Source organism: Thermogemmatispora sp., from assembly GCF_042408735.1.
Taxonomy (GTDB): Bacteria; Chloroflexota; Ktedonobacteria; order Ktedonobacterales; family Ktedonobacteraceae; genus Thermogemmatispora.
Genome location: NZ_JBHOQV010000045.1, coordinates 1 through 20,403 on the forward strand (window position 1 = coordinate 1; position 20,403 = coordinate 20,403).

Consider the following 20,403-nt stretch of genomic DNA (forward strand, 5'->3'; position numbering starts at 1 on the left):
CCCTCAGCGCTCTTGCCGGTCTACCCGACAGGGGCCTCTTCTGATCAGGGGCAGGGCGACCGGAGTCATTCTCGCGGGGCTGACGTTCCTTTGCAGGGCAGCTCGACCAGGGTCCAGAGAGCATTGTGGAGAAAGGAAGCATCTGAACAATGACCACCCTGAGTGAGCCTGATCTTTTGATCCTGGGCGGTGGCTCGACAGCCTTTGCGGCAGCCCTGCATGCCGCCGAGCTGGGTAAAACGGCTCTGCTGATCGAGGAGCGCGCTATTGGCGGAACCTGTGCCAATCGGGGCTGCCTGCCTTCCAAGCACCTGATCGAGGCGGCGCGCCTGGTCTTTGAGGCCGCGCACCCGCGCTATCCGGGCCTGACTCCGCTGCAGATGCCGGTGAACTGGACGGCGTTGCTGGAGCAGAAGGATGCCCTGGTTCGCTCCTATCGCTGGGAGCGCTACGAGCGGCTGCTGCAGGAGCTGGCCGGCCTGGAGCTGGTGCAGGGGCATGCCACCTTGCTGTCACCCTGGGAGGTCCTCGTGACCGGTCCTGCCGGTAGCTGGCGCCTGCGCGGACGACAGCTCCTGATCGCCACCGGCTCGCATCCGCTGGTGCCCGATCTGCCTGGACTGCAGGAGGTCCCCTACCTGACCAGTGACCTGCTCAGCAGCGCCGATGACCCCTGGCAGACGGCCCTGCGCCAGCAGCCACGCTCGCTCGTGATCCTGGGTGGCGGCGCCGTGGCACTGGAGTTGGGACAGCTCTTTGCGCGTCTGGGAACGGCGGTGACGCTGCTAACGCGCGGCAGTCAGGTGCTGCCTGGCGCGGAGCCGGAGCTGGCGCGGGCCCTGGAGGGCCTCCTGCAGGCCGAAGGTCTGCGCTTGCTCAAGCGGGTTGAGGTGCGGGAGGTCAGACAGAGTGTCAAGGGGGTGAGGCTCTGGCTGCAGCAGGAGGCGCGCAGCGAGACGCTGGAGGCCGAGCAGCTGCTGATCGCGACCGGACGGCGTCCCGCGACAGAAGGGCTGGGCCTGGAGCGAGCCGGAGTGGTTGTAGAGGCCGACGGAGCGGTGCGCGTCGACCAGACGCTGCGCACGAGTGTGCCGCATATCTGGGCCGCGGGGGATGTGATCGGCACGGCCTGGGGCAATCAGTATGCAACCCCGGTGGGCGCCGCTGATGGCAAGCTTGCTGCCCATAATGCCCTCTCCGGCGAACCGCCTCGTCCCGTCGACCACCGCGTGATCCCTCGCTGCATCTTTACCGATCCGCCGCTGGCAACGGTAGGACTCACCGATGCCCAGGCCCAGGCGGCAGGACTGGCCTGTGTCTGTCGAGTGCTGCCGCTGAGCCTGGTGCCCCGCGCGGGAGCGACCCGGCAGACTCAGGGCCTGGTCAAGATGGTGGTCGAGCAAGGCAGCCAGCGCGTGTTGGGGGTCTCCCTGCTGGGTGCGAGTGCGGGTGAGGTCATTCATGAGGCGGCAATGGCCCTACGCTTTGGCGCCAGGCTCGAGGATTTCACCGAGTTGCTGCACGTCTATCCAACGATGGCGGAAGCTCTGAGGCTGGTGGCCCTCTCTTTCACGCGGGAGGTGCGCCTGCTGAGCTGTTGCGCCAGCTAGGTCGAGAGGGGCATCGGTAGAACCTCCGAAGCCTTCTGCCCTCTGGTATAAAAAAAGGATAAAAGATCAGGATCGATATGCTTTTTCTCTGCCAGGTGCATTGACAGAGACCGATCTGCTTCTTTACACTTTCTACTGAACTGTCAATCTCTATCGCCTGAAGCGGATGAAGCCTGTGAAACGGGAGGAGATAGTTCTGACCTTCCTGGCGATCGAGCACTGGTAAGCAGTCGGGACAGGTGAGGAGCAGAGCAGAAAGGAGGCGTGAATGCCCTGGTGGTTTCTCCGACGTCGTGGTAAGCTGGCCGTGTCCACGCCCGCATCGGTGGGTGGGGGAGGCTGGCGCCTGGGGGAGGTAATGTTGCCGCGCCTGCGGGGGCAGCGGCGCTATTTGCAGGAACATCCCTATCTGCTGCCCAAGGATCTGGGGGAGATCAACCGACTGGATTTTCAGCATTATATGATCCGAGCGGCGCTGCGCGGCAATTATCTGGCACCCATTGAGCAGCCGCGCCGCATTCTCGATGTGGGCTGTGGGACGGGGCAGTGGGCCATCGAGCTGGCGCAGCAGTTTTCTCAGGCGGAGGTCATTGGTCTGGATCTGGAGCAGGCCAGGAACCGGAGCAGTGCGCCGCCAAACTATCGCTTTGTCCAGGGGGATGTGCTGGAGGGCCTGCCCTTCGAGGAGAACTACTTCGATTTTGTTCATCAGCGCTTGTTGATCCTGGCTATTCCCCTGGCGGCTTGGCCGGGAACGGTTCAGGAGCTGGCGCGAGTCACCGCCCCGGGAGGCTGGATCGAGCTGGTAGAGTCAAGCATCAGCCCGAACGACTTTGTGCCATGTGGACCAGCGATGCGCCAGCTCCTGAACTGGATGGGGCAGTTAGCGGCGCTGCGTGGCCTGGATGCCCAAGGGGTGGTGATGCAGTCGCTGGAGCGCTATCTGGCGGAGGCTGGCCTCATCAATATTCAGCGTCATGTCCTGGAGTGGCCAATTGGCGACTGGGGTGGGCGCCTTGGCTCGCTGGGGGCTTTGGATCTCAAGGAGGCGGCCAGGGCAGTCAGTGCCCCGGTGGCCGCGCGCTTTGGCATCTCCGAACAGGAGGTGCTGACAGTCATCGAGCAGGCCAGCCAGGAGTGGAATGAGCTGCAAACACGCGGCTATTTGGTCGTTGTCTACGGACAGAAACCCTTGGCTCGCTAAGGAGCCAGAGACAGAGCCGGCCCCGACTCTGCTCCCGTAGCTTGAGCTTGCAGCGGCGCTTCTGCCGACTGGCGCTGGATAGGGACCAGGGTGCGGCCTGGGCTGTCGAGCAGATGGAGTGGCGCGCGGGGGAGGCCCACGCGCTGCTCCCCTGGCAACGCCGATCTCGGATCTTGAAACCTCTTCCTCTTCCAGACCGCCTGGCGCTACCTATCCCTCTTCCGGCCTCTCCCCAGTGGGTAGCGCGGCTGATTAGCCTCCACTCTGCCCTGCAACTATGTGCTGGTCTGGCGCCCCCAATGCTTGATATAATATCTTATCTCTTTTCTCTTTCTTTATACGCTGCGGCTGACTGCCAACTGGGGCTGGCTGTCCCTCTTTGCTGATCTGTAAGGGCAGCGGGAGGGATCCCGTTTCTCGCCAGACGAGGCCAGGCCGCCCGTGGGAGGCGATGCCCGGTCCAGACGAAGGAAGCGGATAGAGACAGGTGCAGCGAGGAGGGAGATCGTCGTCTCCTATCGGAGGAGGCCTGTTGCTACTGTCGCCCGCCCGCTTCGATGGCAAGCGGCCTGTGGGAACTATGGGTTCCTGGAACGAGGAGAGGGCGGGCATTCGATCTAGAAAGGAAAAAGCAAGATGGCGCAGGACATTGTCAGACCGGTGCTTTCAAACTGTCCCGAGTGTGGCGGAGAGCGTGTACTCGCTGAAAGTGTCAGCACCATGCGCATTACCAGGCCCGGAGCTGCCTATCTGCCGGGGCTGACGCATTCCCACAGCGATCTGTGGGCACTGACCTGCCTGAAGTGCGGCTTGATTACATTATATGCTAAAAATCCATCTCGTCTGGCTGATAAAGCCTGAGCGCCGATTGCCGACTGGACAGTGCTGGTGGGGGACAAGGGTCCGCAGGCGAGCAAGAGAGGTCTGGCTCTCCAGTGCTCCGTCGGAGGACGGGGCAGCTCTCGGGAGTATTGCGCTCATCATGGCCTGCTGTCTGGCGAACTGGCTCTGGCCTCCGTGGCGTCCCTGTGAGGCTGACCCTCTCTCGCCCGCTACCAGCGCGAACAGGCGATCGATACCTTGCTGCCTTGCCTGGTCCTGGCCAGGCCCAGGCTCCTGAGCTGGCTTCCTCCCTGGTTGCATAACAGAAGAAAAGGGAAGTTGAGAGATAATACTCTCTGGAAGGCAGTCGGGGAGACTGGGAGCGCGGGGCCAGCAAGGCCATTTTCTGGCTAAAGGCGTCTGCCCTGCTTTCAGGCGGAGGCGGCAAACCAGTTTTGTGCCAGCTCTGCCAGTTCCACCCCCTTCCCCTTCGATGAGGGACATTCCGCAACCTGCGAGGAAAGCGAGCATGTTCATCCTGACTCGGGCGCTGGTGGCCCGCCTCGCCGGCTGGGCCAGGCGCAGAAGGCCGATCCTGGCAAGTAGCCGGCTACCCAGTATGGCCCTGCTTATCGACGGCGAAAACATTGGAGCAGAATGGGCGGCGGCCATCGTCGCTAAAGCCAGCCAGTTCGGTTGTCCCACCATCCGGCGCGTCTACGGCGATTGGTCGAAGGCCCAGATGAGCTGGTGGCGAGAGATTGCCGAAAGCTATGGTTTCCAGCAGATCCAGGTGCCGCGAGCGGTCCCCGGTAAAAACGCTGTCGATCTCGCTCTGGCAGTCGACGCTATGGACCTCCTCTTTGAGGGGAAGCGCTGCTTCTGCCTGGCCAGTAGCGATAGCGACTACGCCCCTCTGGTTCGGCGCCTGCGAGCGGCGGGCAGCTTCGTTCTGGGCGTGGGTCGTCCCGAGGCCCCTCAGATGCTTCGCTCGGCCTGCCAGGTCTTCATCACCACCGACCAGCTACACCCTCTATTGCTGCAGCGATCCGGAACCGCGACCTCTCAGCAGCAGAGGGTGACTGGAGAGACCCGGATCATCGCTGCGAAGCAAGGGCAGACCTGTAGTAAGTCGCTCCAGCAGGGCAAGATGCCAGGCGCTTCCGCTCAGTCGCCCCAAGGCGATATTCCCGTGGAGCTGTTAGGGCGTGCCTATCAGGCAGCGTGGGCTGTCTGTAAACGGTCCGATGGCTGGGTAGCTGAGTCTGCGCTCGGGCAGCATCTGCACAGACTGGTTCCTGGCTTCAAGCCAACGGCCTATGGCTTTCGTCGGCTCAGAGATCTCTTGGAGCGGGCGCGTGATCAGGGCCTCATTCAGCTCTCGTGCGGTGAGGGAGGACAGTGGTACTTGCAATGGTCGACATCTGTTTCCCTTGAACCTGGGAGGTCGGAGCAAGCACCAGGGGAATCGTAGCTTCTCTGGCGGCTACAACGGCGGTCGTGTTCCGGTTGAGATCAGAGGCTGGGCTGGAGGTCGGACTGCGAACTTTTATCATCAGCGTGCCTGCAGGAGCGTAGAAAGGAAGAACAAAGATGCTCGAGCCTGTACAGAGCGGCTGGCAGAACTTTTACGTTATTATCGGGTCGGCCTCTGCCACCCTGATCGGCTTGATGTTTGTCGTCATGACATTCGTGGCCTCACGGGAAAGACATCAGACTACTGAAGAGACAATAGGGGCCTTCGCAACTCCGACGGTTATTCATCTGGGCGCCGTTCTCCTGACGGCGGTAGTTCTCACTGCCCCGTGGCCGTCTCTCTGGCAGGCGGCTCTGCTGCTAAGCGGCTGTGGGATGGGGGGATCATCTATATGGTGGTCGTGGCTCGCCGGGCGCGCCGCCAAAGGTCCTATCAGCCCGTCTTAGAAGACTGGATATGGCATGTGATCCTGCCTTTCCTCTCCTATGCCTCTTTCCTCGCGGCTGGTCTGGCCCTTCTACGTTCTGCCTGGGCAGTGCTCTTCGTCATTGGATCTGCTGCGGTGCTCTTGCTCTTCATTGGCATTCACAATGCATGGGATACGATTACTTACCTGTCTGTAATTAGCTCGCGCGCGGAGAGGGAAACGAACAAGAAGTAGGCTCAACCACGCGATCAGAGCTGTCTGGCCGCTGCCCAGTCCCGCGCCAGACAGCTCAAGATCCACCAGGTGCATCAATGGCTCGCAGACGTGTGGGTCTCATCTGCTCCGCCTGGAAGACGGCTACGAAGAAGAAGAAGAGAGAAGTGCCTGCAACAGCAAGGCTCCATCGGGTGTGCCAAGGCCCGTGCAGGCATCCCAACCGGGGCCGGCGGTGTAGCCGCCATTGTCCCCGCTCGTCACATCGCGCAATGCCTTCTTTTCCAGTAACTGCTGGTAATGCTGGTAGAGGAAGGGATTTAGATAGCCTAACGGCTGGCCGCGTTTCTGATTGAGCAGGGCGATCAGACCGGCCCAGAGGGGAGCCACGGCGCTGGTCCCGCCGACGGGAGCCTGCTGGCCGTCGACGTAGATCTGGTAGCCTGTCTGCGGATCCGCATTGCCCGCGACATCGGGCACGCCGCGCCCCTGGTGCTGGTCGTTGAGCGAAGGAGGGACATGGGCATCCGCCTGCCACCACGGAAGAGGGAAGACATCGCTGATGCCTCCGCCGGTTGCGCCCCCGCCGCCGGCACTTTCGTTCCAGACCACTTCACGAACAACCTCAGTATTCTGGGCCTCGAGGCGTGTGCCTCCGCAGCCGAGGACGTACGGACTGGAGGCGGGAAAATCGACGTGGACCTTCTGGTCGTTCACTCCATCGCTGGCCCCGTTATCGCCCGCGGCCACGCAGACTGTGATGCCGAGCGCGGCGGCGGCCTGGAAAGCCTGATCCATCGTGGTCATGGCCTGTCGGGTCCAGCTCGTCTCGGGGGCACCCCAACTGATAGAGATGACCGTGGGCTGATTGGTGGTATCATGGATGGCCTTGGTGATGGCATCCAGGAAGCCGCGCTCGCTATTGGGCGCGAAGTAGACAGCGATGCGGGCCTCGGGAGCGATAGCCCCGGCGATCTCGATATCGAGGGCGACCTCGCCGTCGGCGCTATTGGGATCGCCGGTCGGGCTGTTCTGGCCACCATCGACCGAGACGCTGACCACTTTGGGCACCGGTAGACCAAGCTGCCGGAAGTAGGTTGTGAGGTCTTCGCTGTTGTAGCCACCGCCCAGCTCGATCAGTGCGATGCACTGGCCGCCGCCGGTCAGGCCGCGCGGAAAGTCGTAGAGCTGGGCCACCTGCAGCGGCGTGTAGCCAACTGCCTGGTCCCTCACCAGGACACTGTGGCCGGTCGTTGTCGCGAAGCGCAGATGGGGCTGAGCCTGGGGCCGATCGTCCAGCCCAAAGATGCCGACGACGATCTGCTCAAGCTCCTTGGGAATGTGCAGGTGGCCGGAGCGCCCACGGAAGGTCTGTCCCTCGTACTCGTAATAGTGCAGCTCAGTGGCAAAGGCAGCGCAGAACTGGCTGACTGTCCCGCCCAGAACCAGCCTGCGCGCTGCTCGATCGATGGCGAGCACGCTCAGCTGATGGGCCTGGGCAAAAGCAACTACTTTGGCCACATCTTCTGAGCTGGCGCCATGCCGGGCCAGGTACTCCTCGCGGCTCACGCGCCGACCTGGTCGGCTAGCGTGGTGCTCCAGAGGGCCGGCCAGGGCACTACCGGCGGGATCACGCAGATAAACGCTTACCTCGACATACTCGTCAGGATCCGCCGGCCTGATTCTCCGGGCCAGGGCCGGAGCCTGGCGCTCGCTGCCTGCCAATCTGATGAATCCGTCAGGTATCTCCTCGTTCATAGTCTCTTTTCCTCCATCCGCTCCAGGGACTGGCAAGAACTCCTTTCAAGGAAACGCCCGTACCCACACTTTTCACGCTGCACACTGTGCCGCTCTTGGGACAACGCTCGACGGTCTTGCTCCCCTGGCCCCATCCCTTATACGGTTTGCAACCGTAGACGGATTAAGAGGTCGTTGAGGTTCTCGATGGCTCTGGCTGACGGCGCGGTGGGCAGAACACTGCTCTCCACGGAGTGCTCTAGCTCGCTCAGCAAGCGCCTCCACTCGGCCATGTGCAGGTCTGTTGCTTTATCCTCTAGTTCGGCTTTCTCACTGGCTGCTTGCTTGCGGGCAATCAGCTCGGGAATATAAGGTAGCCTGAAGATATCGTTGAGGCGCCACAGGTTGGTCTCGATCTCTCCGGTGCGTAGCAGGTGTAAGCCGGTGAGAAGGGCGCGGTAGATGCTAAGAACACTCTTGACCTGGAGCAGCTCCTGTTTGCGAGCCTGCTTGATTTGGTTGTTGGCAAAGCCGAGGTAGTGATAGGCATAGTAGCGCGTGAGGCAGCCCTTGACCAGGGTTTTTAGCTCTTCGTGCTCCGGCGCCGCGTGGATCACCAATGGGGAGTAGACAGCTTCCAGAGCGCTCCCATTCTTACCCAGCAGGAGCTTGAAAAATTTGTATATGTCATATGTCACTAGATCTACTTCGGTGCCCTCGTAGATTGCAGTGTGCTTAATGGTATCTTTAGGCTCGCGTAGACCGATTACTTCACGCAGCGGCAGAATATGGGCGCCGCGCAGGTCATAGTCGGAGTCGGGAGACGGGAACCCGTAGAGATAGGACCCTCCCAGCGTGGCGAAGAGCAGTGGATAGCGCTGGTGGGCGAGGACTGCTCTGAGGCGTTCGTCTTGCATAGGCTCCTTTCATTCTTCCCAATAGAGCAAAGAGTGAGATAGCTGCCATACCTGCTGCCTGGGTATGGAGAAGAGGCAGTTCGGGCCTCTTGACCCGGAGATCTTGCTCCTGTAGAGCGACTCCTCTTCTGCAGGCCCCGTTTGCAGGCCCGCCCCAATTGGGAAGGGGCGAGTATCTCGTGCAAACGCTGCCCATGCTGCGGGGTGTAGCCAAGAGGAGGGAGCAACTCTGTCAAGAACCTGGAGCAAAGTGCCACTGGATCAGCCGGCAGCCAAGGCTACCGGGGAGATGGAGCAGGCTGGTGGCATGACCAGCGCTAACCTCGATGGTTAGCGGCAGCGGATTCAATACGTGTGAGAGGTCCATGCCTCTTTTAAACTGATTACATAAAATAGCCCAGAAGACTATTTTTGTCAAGTACCAGGGCTATACTTGCGAGTCTGACGGCCTGAGCGCTGAGATAAGCTAGCGGAGCAGGATCTTGATGGTAGCTGGGCCTCTTTCTCCCTGTGCCCGAAATGGAGTAGCTCGCCTACCGCTGGCCTGAGCAGGTACCGCCAGGTCAGCGACAGCCTGCGATGAGATACAATTTGTGCGGCTATTCATACTAAGGCTGAGTATATTGTTTGTTGTATATAGATGAGTTTTTTGATACTAAAGAGTATTGACATTTATCTTGAATGTATCGTAGAGTATCTTCATGAAAAGGCGATCCTTTTGCTGAGTACACCATTATAACGGGCAGTGAAGCTGTGCATGTTCCTGCTGAGGCACTGTGCTGTGCTGCCTGGCCGCAGGCAGAGCCGGAACGCAGATGCCAGGCGAAAGGATGGCGAACATGAAAGCCGTTGTCTACAAGGCTCCCTTTCAGGTTGCTGTCGAGCAGGTCCCTGACCCAACTATTCAGCACCCCAATGACGTTATTGTGCGCATCACTTCAACCTGTATTTGTGGCTCAGATCTACACATGTATGAGGGGCGAACAGCGGCGCCTCCGGGCCTGATCTTCGGTCACGAGAACCTGGGGATCGTCGAAGAGGTCGGATCGGCGGTCACCACCCTCAAAAAAGGCGACCGTGTGGTGATGCCCTTCAACGTCGCCTGTGGGTTCTGCAAGAACTGTGAGCGCGGCTTTACAGGCTTCTGCCTGACTGTCAATCCTGGCTTTGCCGGTGGAGCTTATGGCTATGTGGCGATGGGACCCTATCCTGGTGGTCAGGCAGAATATTTGCGCGTTCCCTACGCCGACTTTAACGCCCTCAAGCTGCCGCCTGGTAGCGAGCATGAGGACGATTTTGTCCTCTTGGCGGACATCTTCCCCACTGGCTATCACGGCGCCGAGCTGGCCCAGGTCTCGCCCGGCGAGTCGGTAGTCGTCTTCGGCGCTGGCCCCGTGGGAGCGATGGCCGCCTATAGCTGCCTGTTGCGCGGAGCCTCCGAGGTCTATGTGGTCGACCGCGTGCCAGAGCGCTTGAAGAAGATCGAAGAGATCGGTGCCATCCCCATTGATTTCAGCAAGGGGGACCCGGTAGAGCAGATTCGCCAGAGACGCGGTGGCGATGGGGTGGACAAAGGCATCGATGCTGTTGGCTATCAGGCGATCCAGCCGGGTCAAGAGACCGAAGCGCCTTCTGCCGTTCTGGAGGCCCTCATCCAGATCGTCAATCCCACCGGCATGTTGGGCATTCCGGGCCTCTATGTGCCCACCGATCCAGGAGGAGTCGACCCTCACGCCAAAGAGGGTCGCCTGCTCATCTCTTTCGGCAAGCTCTTCGAGAAAGGGCTGCGTCTGGCTACCGGTCAGTGCAACGTAAAGCGCTACAATCGCTACTTACGCGATCTGATCATTGCGGGACGGGCGAAGCCCAGCTTCATTGTCTCGCATCGGGTGCCGTTGGACGAGGCGCCAATGGCCTACGAGAAGTTTGACAGGCGGGTCGATGGCTATACTAAGGTCGTTCTGAAACCTTAGTTGGCTCCTGCGAACCGAACCACTCGCTCATCCACACAGAGCAGGAGAGCAAAGAGGCGCTGGCCCTCGGCTCTCTTGCCTTTTCCTCTCCTATCCTGAGCCATGTTCTGTGGAGGAGCTGGCCAGCCTGGCGCCAGGTTCTGGGCTGGTCGGCTCCTGGCGCGCTTCTCCGCTCGCACCACCTGTTCTGTCGGCTCTTGCTGCTGTTATCCTTCCCTCTGGAAACGGCGCTCTCTGGGTTGCTGCCAGCAGCGGTGAAGAGCTGGTATGGCGTCTGTCTCTCTTGCTGCCTCGTGCCGCCGTCATTCCGGTCTTGGCCCTGGCTTGATCAGCCAGCGCAGTCCGCTCTCAAGTGACCAGGATGCCAGGCCACCCAAAAGCTTCAGGCTGGCCGACCCGCCTGTCGCCAGGCTCGGGGCTGGCTTTCTGCGGCTGCAGAATCGGCCAATGATTGACGACGATTATTCTATCGCTCCGTCCCCAGGCGTCCTTATAATACCCAGCGGATAACAAAGCAGCGCAAACCATTTCATATCAATCCTTCAGGTATGTAACAGAAGAGGGAGCACGAGAGCATGAAAGCAGCCATTTTCCGTGGCGCTGGCAAGATAGCAGTGGAGGAGCGGCCAGAGCCGACCATTCAGGAGCCGACGGATGCCATTGTACGCATCGTGCGCGCTTGTGTCTGCGGCTCTGATCTCTGGTACTATCGAGGCATCACTCCCCATCCAGAGGGTTCCATTGGTCACGAATTCATCGGCGTCGTCGAAGAAGTGGGGGCTGAAGTGCGGACCATCAAGCCGGGTGACTTCGTTATCGCCCCTTTCGCTATCAGCGATGGGACCTGTCCCCATTGCCGGGCTGGCTTCCACACCTCCTGTCTCCGGGGAGGCTTCTTCGGCCAGGGCGTTGAAGGAGTCGCTGGTCAAGCCGAGCGGACGCGTGTGCCGCAGGCCGACGGAACCCTGGTCACCGTCCCCGGCACGCATTTTTCCGACGAGGTCCTCGCCTCTCTCCTGACTCTCTCCGACGTCATGGGGACCGGCTATCATGCCGCCGTCTCGGCCGGAGTCAAACCGGGTGACACCGTCGCCGTAATTGGCGATGGAGCTGTTGGCCTGTGTGGCGTACTCTCCGCGCATCTGCTTGGTGCGTCGCGCATCATCATCCTCAGCCGTCATCCCCGGCGTCAGGAGCTGGCGCGAGAATTCGGGGCCACAGACATCGTTCGCGAACGGGGTGAAGCTGCCGTAGAGGCCATCCTGAAGCTGACCGATGGCGTCGGCGCAGATGCGGCCCTGGAGTGCGTTGGTACCAACGAAGCCAACCAGACCGCCTTCGCCTGTGTGCGTCCTGGAGCCATCGTTGGGCGCGTTGGCGTCCCACATGAGGTCGAGATTCCCGCTGAGACAACCTTCTACCGCAACGTTGGCCTGCGCGGTGGTCCGGCGCCTGTGCGGGCCTACCTGCCCACGTTGTTAGAGGCCGTCCTCAGCGGCAAGATCAATCCGGGCCGCGTCTTTGACTTCACCACCGACCTGGATCATGTGGCCGAAGCTTATGCCGCCATGCACGAGCGTCGTGCCATCAAGTCTTTGCTCATTGTCGATCGGCTCTAGCGCCAGGCTCTAGCGCCAGCCCCAGGCCGTGCCCTGATGCGGGCATATTCCTGCCAGGAAGCGCCATCGAGTGAAATCCCTGTATTCCCCTCAGCCAGGAAAGGGGGCAGCGGCAAGAGGTCGCTCCCCCTACCGGCCATTGGCCTGGTCGTCAAGATCCAACAAGAGAGACCGCCGATCCGAGGACGATGGGCCGCGTCTCAAGCCAAGGGACGGAGCAATACGAACCAACCCTCTCCATCTTTCCTTTCGCTCAGTCAGGTGGTGATCGCCTTCTTCCGCCTGGGAGGAGCACGTAGTACGGCCACGCCATGGAGGCCGTTAAGGAAGCGGCTTAGCGATCGGTTCAGGACCGCAGAGACCTGCTGGCGACTGGCCTGCTTCGTTCTCGTCCGGAGCCTGGCTGAGCAGGCCAGTGAAGAAGAATGGGTTGTCTGCTCCGTAGCGACCGGCCTGCTGGCTCTGTTCCTCTTCCTGTTCCTGGCTCCAACGTGCTGGGAGGGAGGCAAGGACATGGCCAGGGAAATCGAGGGGCCTGTGGCGGCGCAGCGCTATCCTGGTTGGCTGACCCTGGCTCTCCCTGCTGGCTCTGGATTGCACTAGAAAGCGGACTGGCTGGCCGAGTGGCTCTCAGCTCGACGGTTCGGGAAGGCGGCAGTTGGCTTGCCCATTGATCAGGCGAGCTGGATGCTCTCCTGCGTTAGAGCCTGGCCCGCTCCCAGCTCAATCCGGGCCGATCTCGCTTTCTGGGGCGCTCAGATTGGCATCCACTCTGTCAGGCACTCTCACGGGTGCCGGTCCCGGCTCAAAGCCAGGCAGGGAGCGTATCATACCTTGAATCTCGCGCCACTGCTCCCGAGCCGCCTGCAGACGGCAGCGCATAAAATCAACGCTCATGCTCAGATCCTGTTGAGCTTCTCTCTGAGCGGCATCGCGGATCACCAGCGTTGCAACCACCGTGGCAGCCTCTCCCAGCAGTGTGCCCGCTACCTGCCCCGCCAGAGAATAGAGCAGGCCATTGCGCGTCAGAGTGACTTCAAGCAAGGCCCCAGCAAGATTAAAGGTGATGGTGACCACGGGTGACCACACCCTTGTACGGATACGTTTTCTTCGCTCACTCACACGCTGAACGATTCTTCTGGTCAGACGCATGTAGCTCTCATAGACCTCAGCAGCTCCTCCTTCGGCAAAGACATACGGATCAGCGATCAATATGCGCAATCGCTGCATATACTCTTGCCACTCATCTGTGCGGCGAATATCGGCTACATCTTGCAGGCTAAGCATATGCAGTGAAGTGATATTAAGACCTTGTTGTAAAAGATCGAAGGTGACGCGCTTGACGAGCTGAACCAGTTGCTCGCCAGTCATTGTTGGTAGGCCGTGGGAGGCGTGCAGTTCCTGGAGAGAGAGCCGCGGCAGGCTATCGGCGGGCGTAAGAAGGTAGCTTCCCAGGGCATCGGACAGAGAGGCATTATAGCGCAAATCGAAGAGCTGTTTCAGTTGGGCGGCGAAAGGCTTGCTCCCATCGTAGAGCCGCTGAGCCGTATTCTGTTTCGCTGGCTCATCGCCTGCGACCACAAATCGCTTGTAGAGAGCATCGCGGGTTACATTGCGGCCTGCAGCGATCAGATCGAGACAGAAGCGCTCGACCTCAGCAAGGCGCTGACGGAAAGGCTCGCGAGCGCTCTCATCCAGGGCGAGGTCCTGCAGCCAGAGGTCGAGATCATGTTGACTAATGGCCTGAGCAAAGCCGGCAAAAGGGTGGACCAGCGCCCGCTGCACCAGGCGCCCGTTTTCCTGATCGTCCCAGGAGAGTCGGAGGCAACGGGGGCGCACCTCCTGACATACTTCCTGCCAGTGCTTGAAAGCATTTGTCACGCCATAGGCCCCTTCATTTCGACTGACCGGCGCTGAGAGTGGCGGGTCGCCTGGCGCATGCTCGTAGAGCAAGAAAGGAACAATGACCGCCTGTTCGAGCAGTTCCTCGAAAACCGGGCGCATAGCATTTCGCCTGCCCACATAGTCCTGGGCAATCGTCGCTGAGTTGTAGAGATAAGCGCGATTAACAACTAACTGCTCGCTCTGAAGCAGAAAGCGAATGTACTCCGCGCGCACGTAGTTGTTTAACAGTCTGGCATGCCTGGTGGTAATTCCCCCGCCTCGAAAGACCGGTTCAAGTAGAGAGCGTGGAACCCATTGGTTATCAAGCGCCTGGGCTACCACCGGAATATCCCTCAGCTCGTTGGAACTCAGACGCACAAATTCGAAGTCACCGTCCTGACCAGGTCTGGACTGTGATTGCTGATTCAACAGCTTTTCAGCTGCTTGATTGATTTCTGGAGACGATCCGAATGATTGGTCCAAGGCTGTGCTCCTTTCGCAGGGGAAAGCTCGTATGGATATTCCTGTAGCCAGGCTACCCAGACGCCAGGCGGAGACTGGCGCCTTATTCATTCTAACTATTCCTGGACGTTGTTTGTCCTGTATCTCCCAAAAAGAACAGCCTACCCGATGCCTTAGTAACAGGGGCAGACTCCCGGCACTTCCTTCGGGCGGCGGCTGTCTTGCCTGCTGGCTCGTGAGCAGCTAGCTAATAGGTAGCCAGTCGGGCGGTCTGGGGCTGGCGTTCTGACCTCTCGGAGCTGGGCGAGACCAGGCGCGCCGCTGTAAGAAGGCAGGACCTGGCTGGGCACGATGGCTGTCACCGGTCGGGGTGACTCCCTCATAACTCGAGGCCTGGCAGACAAGCCAGGATGTTCTGGTCTGCGGATCGCAGAGCAAGAGTGGGGGACAGAGCGGCCTTGACAGGCGCAGAGAAGGGAGACTACTCTAGGACGCAAGGGAGAGGGCTGGCGATCTCGGCTGTGGCCCGGGATAGGTCGGGCGCGGGAGGTCTCCCTGGCTTGCCCAGGCCATTATAGTGGCTGGCTGCCCAGATTCTTAGACGCTGCCAGGAGCAAAAGTTCATGGAGAATCCAGAGCAATATTTCCTGCTCACCCAAGAGCGTCCCGATCTCTTTGTCAATCCTGAGCCAGGGGCGATTACTGTTGTGCTTGAACCCGAAACCATCGCGCGCGCCGAAGCCACCATGCGCGAGAAGCTGCTTGCCCAAGGCATAGAACCGGCCAGCGCCCGAGCCTGGTCGCAAGTTGGCCTCGTCTATCGTGATCAGTACCTTCTCCTGCTCCGTGATGCCGTCTACCTTCCTGACGGCTCGCTCGGCACCTATATCCGCCTGATAGATCCCCCGGAAAGCGCTCCTGGCGTCGTGATTCTCCCCCTCTATCAGCGGCAGATCTTGTTGCTGCGCCATTTCCGTCACGCCACCCGGGGTTGGCACTGGGAAATCCCTCGAGGCTTTGGCTGGCCCGGTCTCAGCAGCGAAGAAAGCGCCTGCAAAGAGCTGGAAGAGGAAATTGGGGTCAGGCCTGTACGCCTGGTTCCTCTTGGCAAGATCCATCCCAACACTGGCCTGACCGCCGAGTGTGATGAACTGTTTTATGCCGAAGTCGAAGCTTACAGTCAGACAGACAGGAGCGAGGCCATCGGAGAGATCGTTCCGACACCCCTCCCCACCTTTGAGCGTCTGCTCCGCGAGCAAGAAATCACCGATAGCTTTACTCTGGCCGCCTATGCCAGGGCCAGAGCTTCTGGCCTGCTCTAAGCAAAGTCTGGTACCTGCGGAGGCGGTCGTCAGTACTTACTCGCTTGCTGCTTGCCTGCCAAGCCCCTTTGTCACGCCAGAGCGCTGGCAGCCCGTGCCGAGCAACGAGTGTGCTTCATCTCCTGTGCCCTTCTGACTGCTCGCGCGGCGGTAGTCCGGACCCTTCCGCCTCCCGGCGCCTGTCTGTTACACTTGAAGAAGCAGAGTCAGAAACAGGCGACATGACTCTGGAGCCGCTCCGAGGCGCTGCCTGTCTCCAGTCCTGCTCGAGACAGACAAAGAGGCGCATGGAGTGAGGGAGCCGCTACAACAGAAGGGCGCCTGCTTCTGACAAGCGGCTGGCAAGCAATGAATTTGAGCGAGGAGCACCAAGGCATGGAAGATGCCGCAAAGCATACTTATATCATCGATCCCGAGAACGCGGGCGAGCTGGCGCGCTTGATGCAGCAAGACCGGCTGCTCACCGACGGCATGGGGGGTCTCTTCCCTGAAGGGCAGCTTCTGCCAGAGGGCGGGCAGGTGCTCGACCTGGCTTGCGGTCCCGGTGGCTGGGACCTGGAAGTCGCCTTCTACTACCCCCACGTCGAAGTGATCGGCGTGGACATCAGCCGGCAAGTCATTGAATATGCCCGGGCCCAGGCCCAGTCGCGCGGCCTCAAGAACGCGCACTTTCAAGTGATGAACGTTATGGAACCCCTGGACTTCCCCGATGCTTCCTTTGACCTGATCAATGGGCGATTGCTGTGCGGCTTCATGCTGCCAGAAGCCTGGCCCAGGTTGCTCAAGGAGTGTATGCGGCTGCTCAAGCCTGGTGGAGTCATACGCCTGACCGAGATGGAGTCTCCCCTGACCACCAGCCCCTCCTACGAGCGCTTCTTCTGGTTGGGTACCCAGGCCCTCAAGTTGGCCGGACAGAGCTTTTCGCCGGACGGGGGCCATGTTGGCATCACCCCAGTGCTCCCCCGGCTCGTGCGTCAGGCTGGCTTTGAAAACGTGCGCTTGCGGGCCAGCGTCATCGAGTGGTCGATGGGAACCGAAGGGCACTATCCCGTCTTCAAGGACGCTCTGGTCTTTCTCGAGCTGGTTCAGCCGTTTCTGGTCAAGATGAAAGTGGCGAGCAAGGAAGAGTTGGAGCGGCTCTATCAGCAGGCTGTGGCGGAGATGCAGCAGGAAGACTTTTGTGCCCTCTGGAACCTGCTCACGGTCTGGGGACGCAAGCCGGGAGCCGCCGAAGAAGGCATACTGTAGCGGTGGCTGTCCAGCCGATCAGGCCATCTTCTGGCCGGGGGCCGGTCCGAGAGGTGCGAGGCCGGGCTGGTGGACCGCCCCAGTCAGCAGCCATCTGAAGAGGCCCCAGTAAGCCCCTCTGCAGCGAGGAGAGCTGCCAGAGACCATCCTCGCTTGCTCCGCTCGCTGCTGGGAGGCCCAAGCCTCAGCCAGGGCTTCTGGGGCCGGAGGGCTGTCGACGTGCTGTCGGCCGGCTCTCCTGGCCGGGTTCGTTCCGACCTGGAGCTGCCCTCAGTGGGAGCGAGCACTAAAGGCAGGATCGGCTTGAAGAAACAGAAAAGGAACAGCGCTGGCCTCTTCTGCTAGAGCGCTGTTCCTCCCTCTAAAGCCTGGGGTGGGGGACCCGTCTCCCGGCAGAGCTGGGTGGAGGCCCCTCTGGCTGCCCGACGTGAAATAGCCAGCGCCAAGGAGCCTCGCGCCAGCCAGTCCGCGACGGCTTAAGATCGCTCGGCGGATCTCTCAGATATCTGTCCTGGCCTCCCTTCCCGCTCCTGGCGGTTCTCGGCGCCCTCATCGGCGTCCCCGGTCAATTGCACGACTATCTCCTGGGCCTCGGCCATTTCCTGAACTGTTACCAGCAGGCAGCCCTGCAGCCGATCGTAGTGCCACCTGGCCCGACCGGCAGGGCCGTGGCTCCATCTGACATCGCGAGGAGGACGCCCCAGCGCGCGCAGCTCCAACATGATCTCCTGGCGCGGCGGCACAAAGCTCCCCTCGCGGGCCCCGAGGAAGACCCGGATCTCGTCGCCCTCAACTTCGCACAGGATAGTCCTGCGGGCATATTCCCCCTCCAGGTAGCCGTAGCCATCACCGGCGTCCTCGTAGAGGCTGCTTTCGCCTTGTCCCTCTGCGGGGTAGAGCAAGAGCGTCAGTGGATCGGGAGGCAGCTCACCCACATAGTTCATCGCTGGCCAGAGGGGCAGAGCGGTATTCGCCCGTACATAGATGGCTGGCTGGCCGAGCGGCGCATAGGCCACCAGATGGGTCGGTCCCCTCAGGCGCTGGCCGCTCCAGAAATGGAACCACGTGCCCGCGGGCAGATAGACGTGGCGATGGGCCATCCCGGGCCGCGTAATCGGAGCCACCAACAGCGCCTTGCCGCACAGTACCTCATCATCGATAGCCCAGGCGACGCTATCCGTCGGAGCCTCCCAGAAGAGCGGGCGCAAAATCGGGGCCCCACTGCGATGACACTCCTCAAAGAGCGTATACAGGTAAGGAAGCAAGCGCTGGCGCAGTTTGAGCAAGGCGCGACAGACCGACTCGTACGGCTCGCCGAAGACCCAAGGCTCCTGGTGTCGGCTCTGCTTCTCGGAGTGATTGCGGCAGAACGCCTGAAAGATACCGAACTCTGTCCAGCGGGCCAGTAGCTCGCCAGTGCAGTCCCCATAGAAACCACCGATATCGCTTCCGCACCAGCTCACGCCGGAGAGACCCAGATTAAGGAGCTGAGGCACGCTCAGCGCCAGGTCCTCCCACGTTGAAGCGTTGTCGCCGGTCCAGATCAAAGCGTGCCGTTGGATGCCGGCATAACCGGCGCGCGAAATCACAAACGGGCGCTGCTCTGGGCGCAAGCGCTGTAGCCCCTCGCGTGTCGCCTGGACCAGCAGCGAGCCATAGGCATTATGGATCTCGGCGTGCAGGCGTGGGCGCCCGCCCCCCGGATGAATCGTCTCAGCCGGTAGCGTCCCGTGAACCGGGATAAAGACAGCCGGCTCATTCATATCGGTCCAGATCCCCGCCACACCGGCCTCCAGCAAAGGGCGGTGCTGCTCACCCCACCAGGCGCGAGCCGCGGGATTGGTCACATCGGGGAAGACGCACAGGCCCGGCCAGACCGCGTTCTGATAGTCCTGATACTCGGGCGTTTTACAATAGAGATCGCGTCTTTTCCCATCCCTATAGACTGGATAGTTCTCATCGACCTTGATGCCGGCATCGACAATGCTCACCACGTGGAAGCCCTGGGCGCGCAGCTCCGAGAAGAGGCCTGCCGGATCGGGGAAACGCTGGCGATCCCAGGTGAAAACGCGGTAGCCATCGAGGGCATCGATATCCAGATAGAGCGTATCGCAGGGGATATCGCGCGCCCGGAAGGTTGCCGCCACAGTGCGCAGCTCCTCTGCCGAGGCATAACTGAAGCGGCTCTGCCCATTGCCGAGCGACCAGAGCGGCGGCAAAGGAGTACGTCCCGTCAGGGCCGTGTAGCGCTCCAGGACCGCCTGGGGAGTTGGGCCACAGAAGACATAATAGATCAGGTCGCCGGTGCTCGTGCCGAACCAGGAGCGTTCCGGATGCTCATGAGCGAGATCAAAAGCCACCCGCCCGGGATTGTCAAGAAAGAGTCCCCAGGCCAGGCCGTTAGCCAGAACCAGGGTAAACGGAATCGAGACGTAGAGGTTGCTCTGAAAGACACTGCGTCCGGGCGGGGGATCAGTATTCCAGAAGAGCTGATAGCTGCCTGTTTTATCGAGGCCCCCGCTTCGCTCGCCGCAGGCGAAGTAGTGCTCCTCCGCCAGATGGCGCTTATAGACTCGCAGCGGCAGGCCGAGGGTCCCCGCTACATTGGCCAACGACAGAGGTGTCTCCTCGGCAGGCTCGGCGAACCAGCCCATCCCCAGCTCGGGATCGTCGGCAGCAAAAACCCGTCCACTGGGATCGGAGAAACTAAGGCGCAAAGGATCAAGAGAGAGGTGCGCCGTGGCGAACGAGGTAGCCAGGCTAAGCTGTCCCGCCTGCGGCTCTGTGATGGAGACCGAATCGAGAGACCACTCCTGTTCTACGACCGCCGGCGACTCATAGCGGCGGGGGCGCCCATCCAGGAAGAAGCCGACTCGGAAGAGGTCTGGCGCAAGAGCCGTCACCTCGACGGTGGCCGAGCCGCTGCGCAAACAGATGCTCGCCCCTGCTCGCTCACAGACCTGGCCGCGACCCAGGACCTGATAGCCGTCTGGCCTGATGGCAGCGGGGTGAGCACTGGAGGCTACTGGCTGTGCCCTCTCCATGAATCAAAGTTCCTTTCCACTCTCGTTGATGAAAAAAACAAATCGATTACTATCGGTTCGCTACGGAACAGGCTATGAGCGCCAGTGAACGCTGCTGAAGCGAGTCAGAGCGGGCCCCTGAAAACCAGACCCTCCGGAGGCGGAGCGCTCGCTCCGCCTCCAAGGGGGTCATGCTCGGTCTCCTCGACCAACTCTCCCGCTCCTCCGCGCTCGCTGCTCGACCTGATCAGGCTGCTAGGCTTGATAGATCTCGATCCCGTTGATAAACGGGTTATCGGCGCTTCCCTGCGTAAACGAGATGAGGATCTGACCGCTGCTGTTGGCGGTCGCCGTGAACTGGCGTTGCAGAGCTGTCTTGTAGCCCGCCGTGGCGTAGACGTCGAAGTTGCTCAGCACTGACTGGCCATTGATAGCCACATTGAAGACGCGCTTCCCGGGGGCCTG

General features: G+C 60.9%; 15 protein-coding genes. 9 read left to right on the top strand and 6 right to left on the bottom strand.

What is annotated here, in order from left to right; all coding sequences use genetic code 11:
* Positions 1-149 precede the first annotated feature (149 nt).
* The 5 genes from merA to ACFMO7_RS02655 all read left to right on the top strand — a co-directional run bounded on the left by merA (position 150) and on the right by ACFMO7_RS02655 (position 5,559).
* Positions 150-1,610 carry a mercury(II) reductase gene (gene merA / locus ACFMO7_RS02635; RefSeq protein ID WP_376793979.1) on the top strand — a complete coding sequence of 487 codons (1,461 nt, stop codon included), beginning with the start codon at positions 150-152 and terminating at the stop codon, positions 1,608-1,610.
* A 268-nt stretch (positions 1,611-1,878) separates the two neighbouring features.
* Positions 1,879-2,814, top strand: a complete 936-nt coding sequence (locus ACFMO7_RS02640) for a class I SAM-dependent methyltransferase (RefSeq protein ID WP_376793980.1) — start codon at positions 1,879-1,881, stop codon at positions 2,812-2,814.
* A gap of 636 nt (positions 2,815-3,450) precedes the next feature.
* Positions 3,451-3,675, top strand: a complete 225-nt coding sequence (locus ACFMO7_RS02645; RefSeq protein ID WP_376793981.1) for a hypothetical protein — start codon at positions 3,451-3,453, stop codon at positions 3,673-3,675.
* Positions 3,676-4,165: 490 nt separating this feature from the next.
* Positions 4,166-5,110, top strand: coding sequence for an NYN domain-containing protein (locus ACFMO7_RS02650; RefSeq protein ID WP_376793982.1), 945 nt, complete (start codon positions 4,166-4,168; stop codon positions 5,108-5,110).
* A gap of 119 nt (positions 5,111-5,229) precedes the next feature.
* The gene (locus ACFMO7_RS02655) at positions 5,230-5,559 is read left to right on the top strand and encodes a hypothetical protein (RefSeq protein WP_376793983.1); all 330 of its coding nucleotides are present in this window, start codon (positions 5,230-5,232) and stop codon (positions 5,557-5,559) included.
* A 338-nt stretch (positions 5,560-5,897) separates the two neighbouring features.
* On the opposite strand, the gene ACFMO7_RS02660 is transcribed toward ACFMO7_RS02655, so the two are convergent.
* The 3 genes from ACFMO7_RS02660 to ACFMO7_RS02670 form a co-directional block, all read right to left on the bottom strand.
* Positions 5,898-7,511 carry a protease pro-enzyme activation domain-containing protein gene (locus ACFMO7_RS02660; protein ID WP_376793984.1) on the bottom strand — a complete coding sequence of 538 codons (1,614 nt, stop codon included), beginning with the start codon at positions 7,509-7,511 and terminating at the stop codon, positions 5,898-5,900.
* Positions 7,512-7,648: 137 nt separating this feature from the next.
* Positions 7,649-8,407 (bottom strand): DNA polymerase beta superfamily protein, encoded by a 759-nt coding sequence (locus ACFMO7_RS02665; protein WP_376793985.1) that lies wholly within the window; start codon positions 8,405-8,407, stop codon positions 7,649-7,651.
* Positions 8,408-8,639: 232 nt separating this feature from the next.
* Positions 8,640-8,774 carry a hypothetical protein gene (locus ACFMO7_RS02670; protein ID WP_376793986.1) on the bottom strand — a complete coding sequence of 45 codons (135 nt, stop codon included), beginning with the start codon at positions 8,772-8,774 and terminating at the stop codon, positions 8,640-8,642.
* Between the two features lie 472 nt (positions 8,775-9,246).
* On the opposite strand from ACFMO7_RS02670, the gene ACFMO7_RS02675 reads away from it, so the two are divergent.
* On the top strand, positions 9,247-10,380 hold the full coding sequence (locus tag ACFMO7_RS02675) for a glutathione-independent formaldehyde dehydrogenase (protein ID WP_376793987.1): 1,134 nt from the start codon (positions 9,247-9,249) through the stop codon (positions 10,378-10,380).
* Positions 10,381-10,955: 575 nt separating this feature from the next.
* The gene (locus ACFMO7_RS02680) at positions 10,956-11,999 is read left to right on the top strand and encodes a zinc-dependent alcohol dehydrogenase family protein (protein WP_376793988.1); all 1,044 of its coding nucleotides are present in this window, start codon (positions 10,956-10,958) and stop codon (positions 11,997-11,999) included.
* A gap of 723 nt (positions 12,000-12,722) precedes the next feature.
* Here the strand turns inward: ACFMO7_RS02680 and ACFMO7_RS02685 are convergent.
* Positions 12,723-14,312 carry a hypothetical protein gene (locus tag ACFMO7_RS02685; protein ID WP_376793989.1) on the bottom strand — a complete coding sequence of 530 codons (1,590 nt, stop codon included), beginning with the start codon at positions 14,310-14,312 and terminating at the stop codon, positions 12,723-12,725.
* A gap of 656 nt (positions 14,313-14,968) precedes the next feature.
* On the opposite strand from ACFMO7_RS02685, the gene ACFMO7_RS02690 reads away from it, so the two are divergent.
* Both ACFMO7_RS02690 and ACFMO7_RS02695 read left to right on the top strand, forming a co-directional pair.
* A complete protein-coding gene (locus ACFMO7_RS02690; RefSeq protein ID WP_376793990.1) occupies positions 14,969-15,667 on the top strand; it encodes an NUDIX hydrolase in 699 nt (232 codons plus the stop codon).
* A gap of 375 nt (positions 15,668-16,042) precedes the next feature.
* Complete coding sequence (locus ACFMO7_RS02695; RefSeq protein ID WP_376793991.1) at positions 16,043-16,915, top strand: class I SAM-dependent methyltransferase; 873 nt, start codon at positions 16,043-16,045, stop codon at positions 16,913-16,915.
* Positions 16,916-17,391: 476 nt separating this feature from the next.
* Here the strand turns inward: ACFMO7_RS02695 and ACFMO7_RS02700 are convergent, their stop codons facing one another.
* Entirely contained in the window at positions 17,392-19,959 is a 2,568-nt protein-coding gene (locus tag ACFMO7_RS02700) for a glycoside hydrolase family 31 protein (RefSeq protein ID WP_376793992.1), read from the bottom strand.
* A gap of 234 nt (positions 19,960-20,193) precedes the next feature.
* On the bottom strand, positions 20,194-20,403 hold a 210-nt coding region (locus tag ACFMO7_RS02705; RefSeq protein ID WP_376793993.1), incomplete at its 5' end, for a malectin domain-containing carbohydrate-binding protein.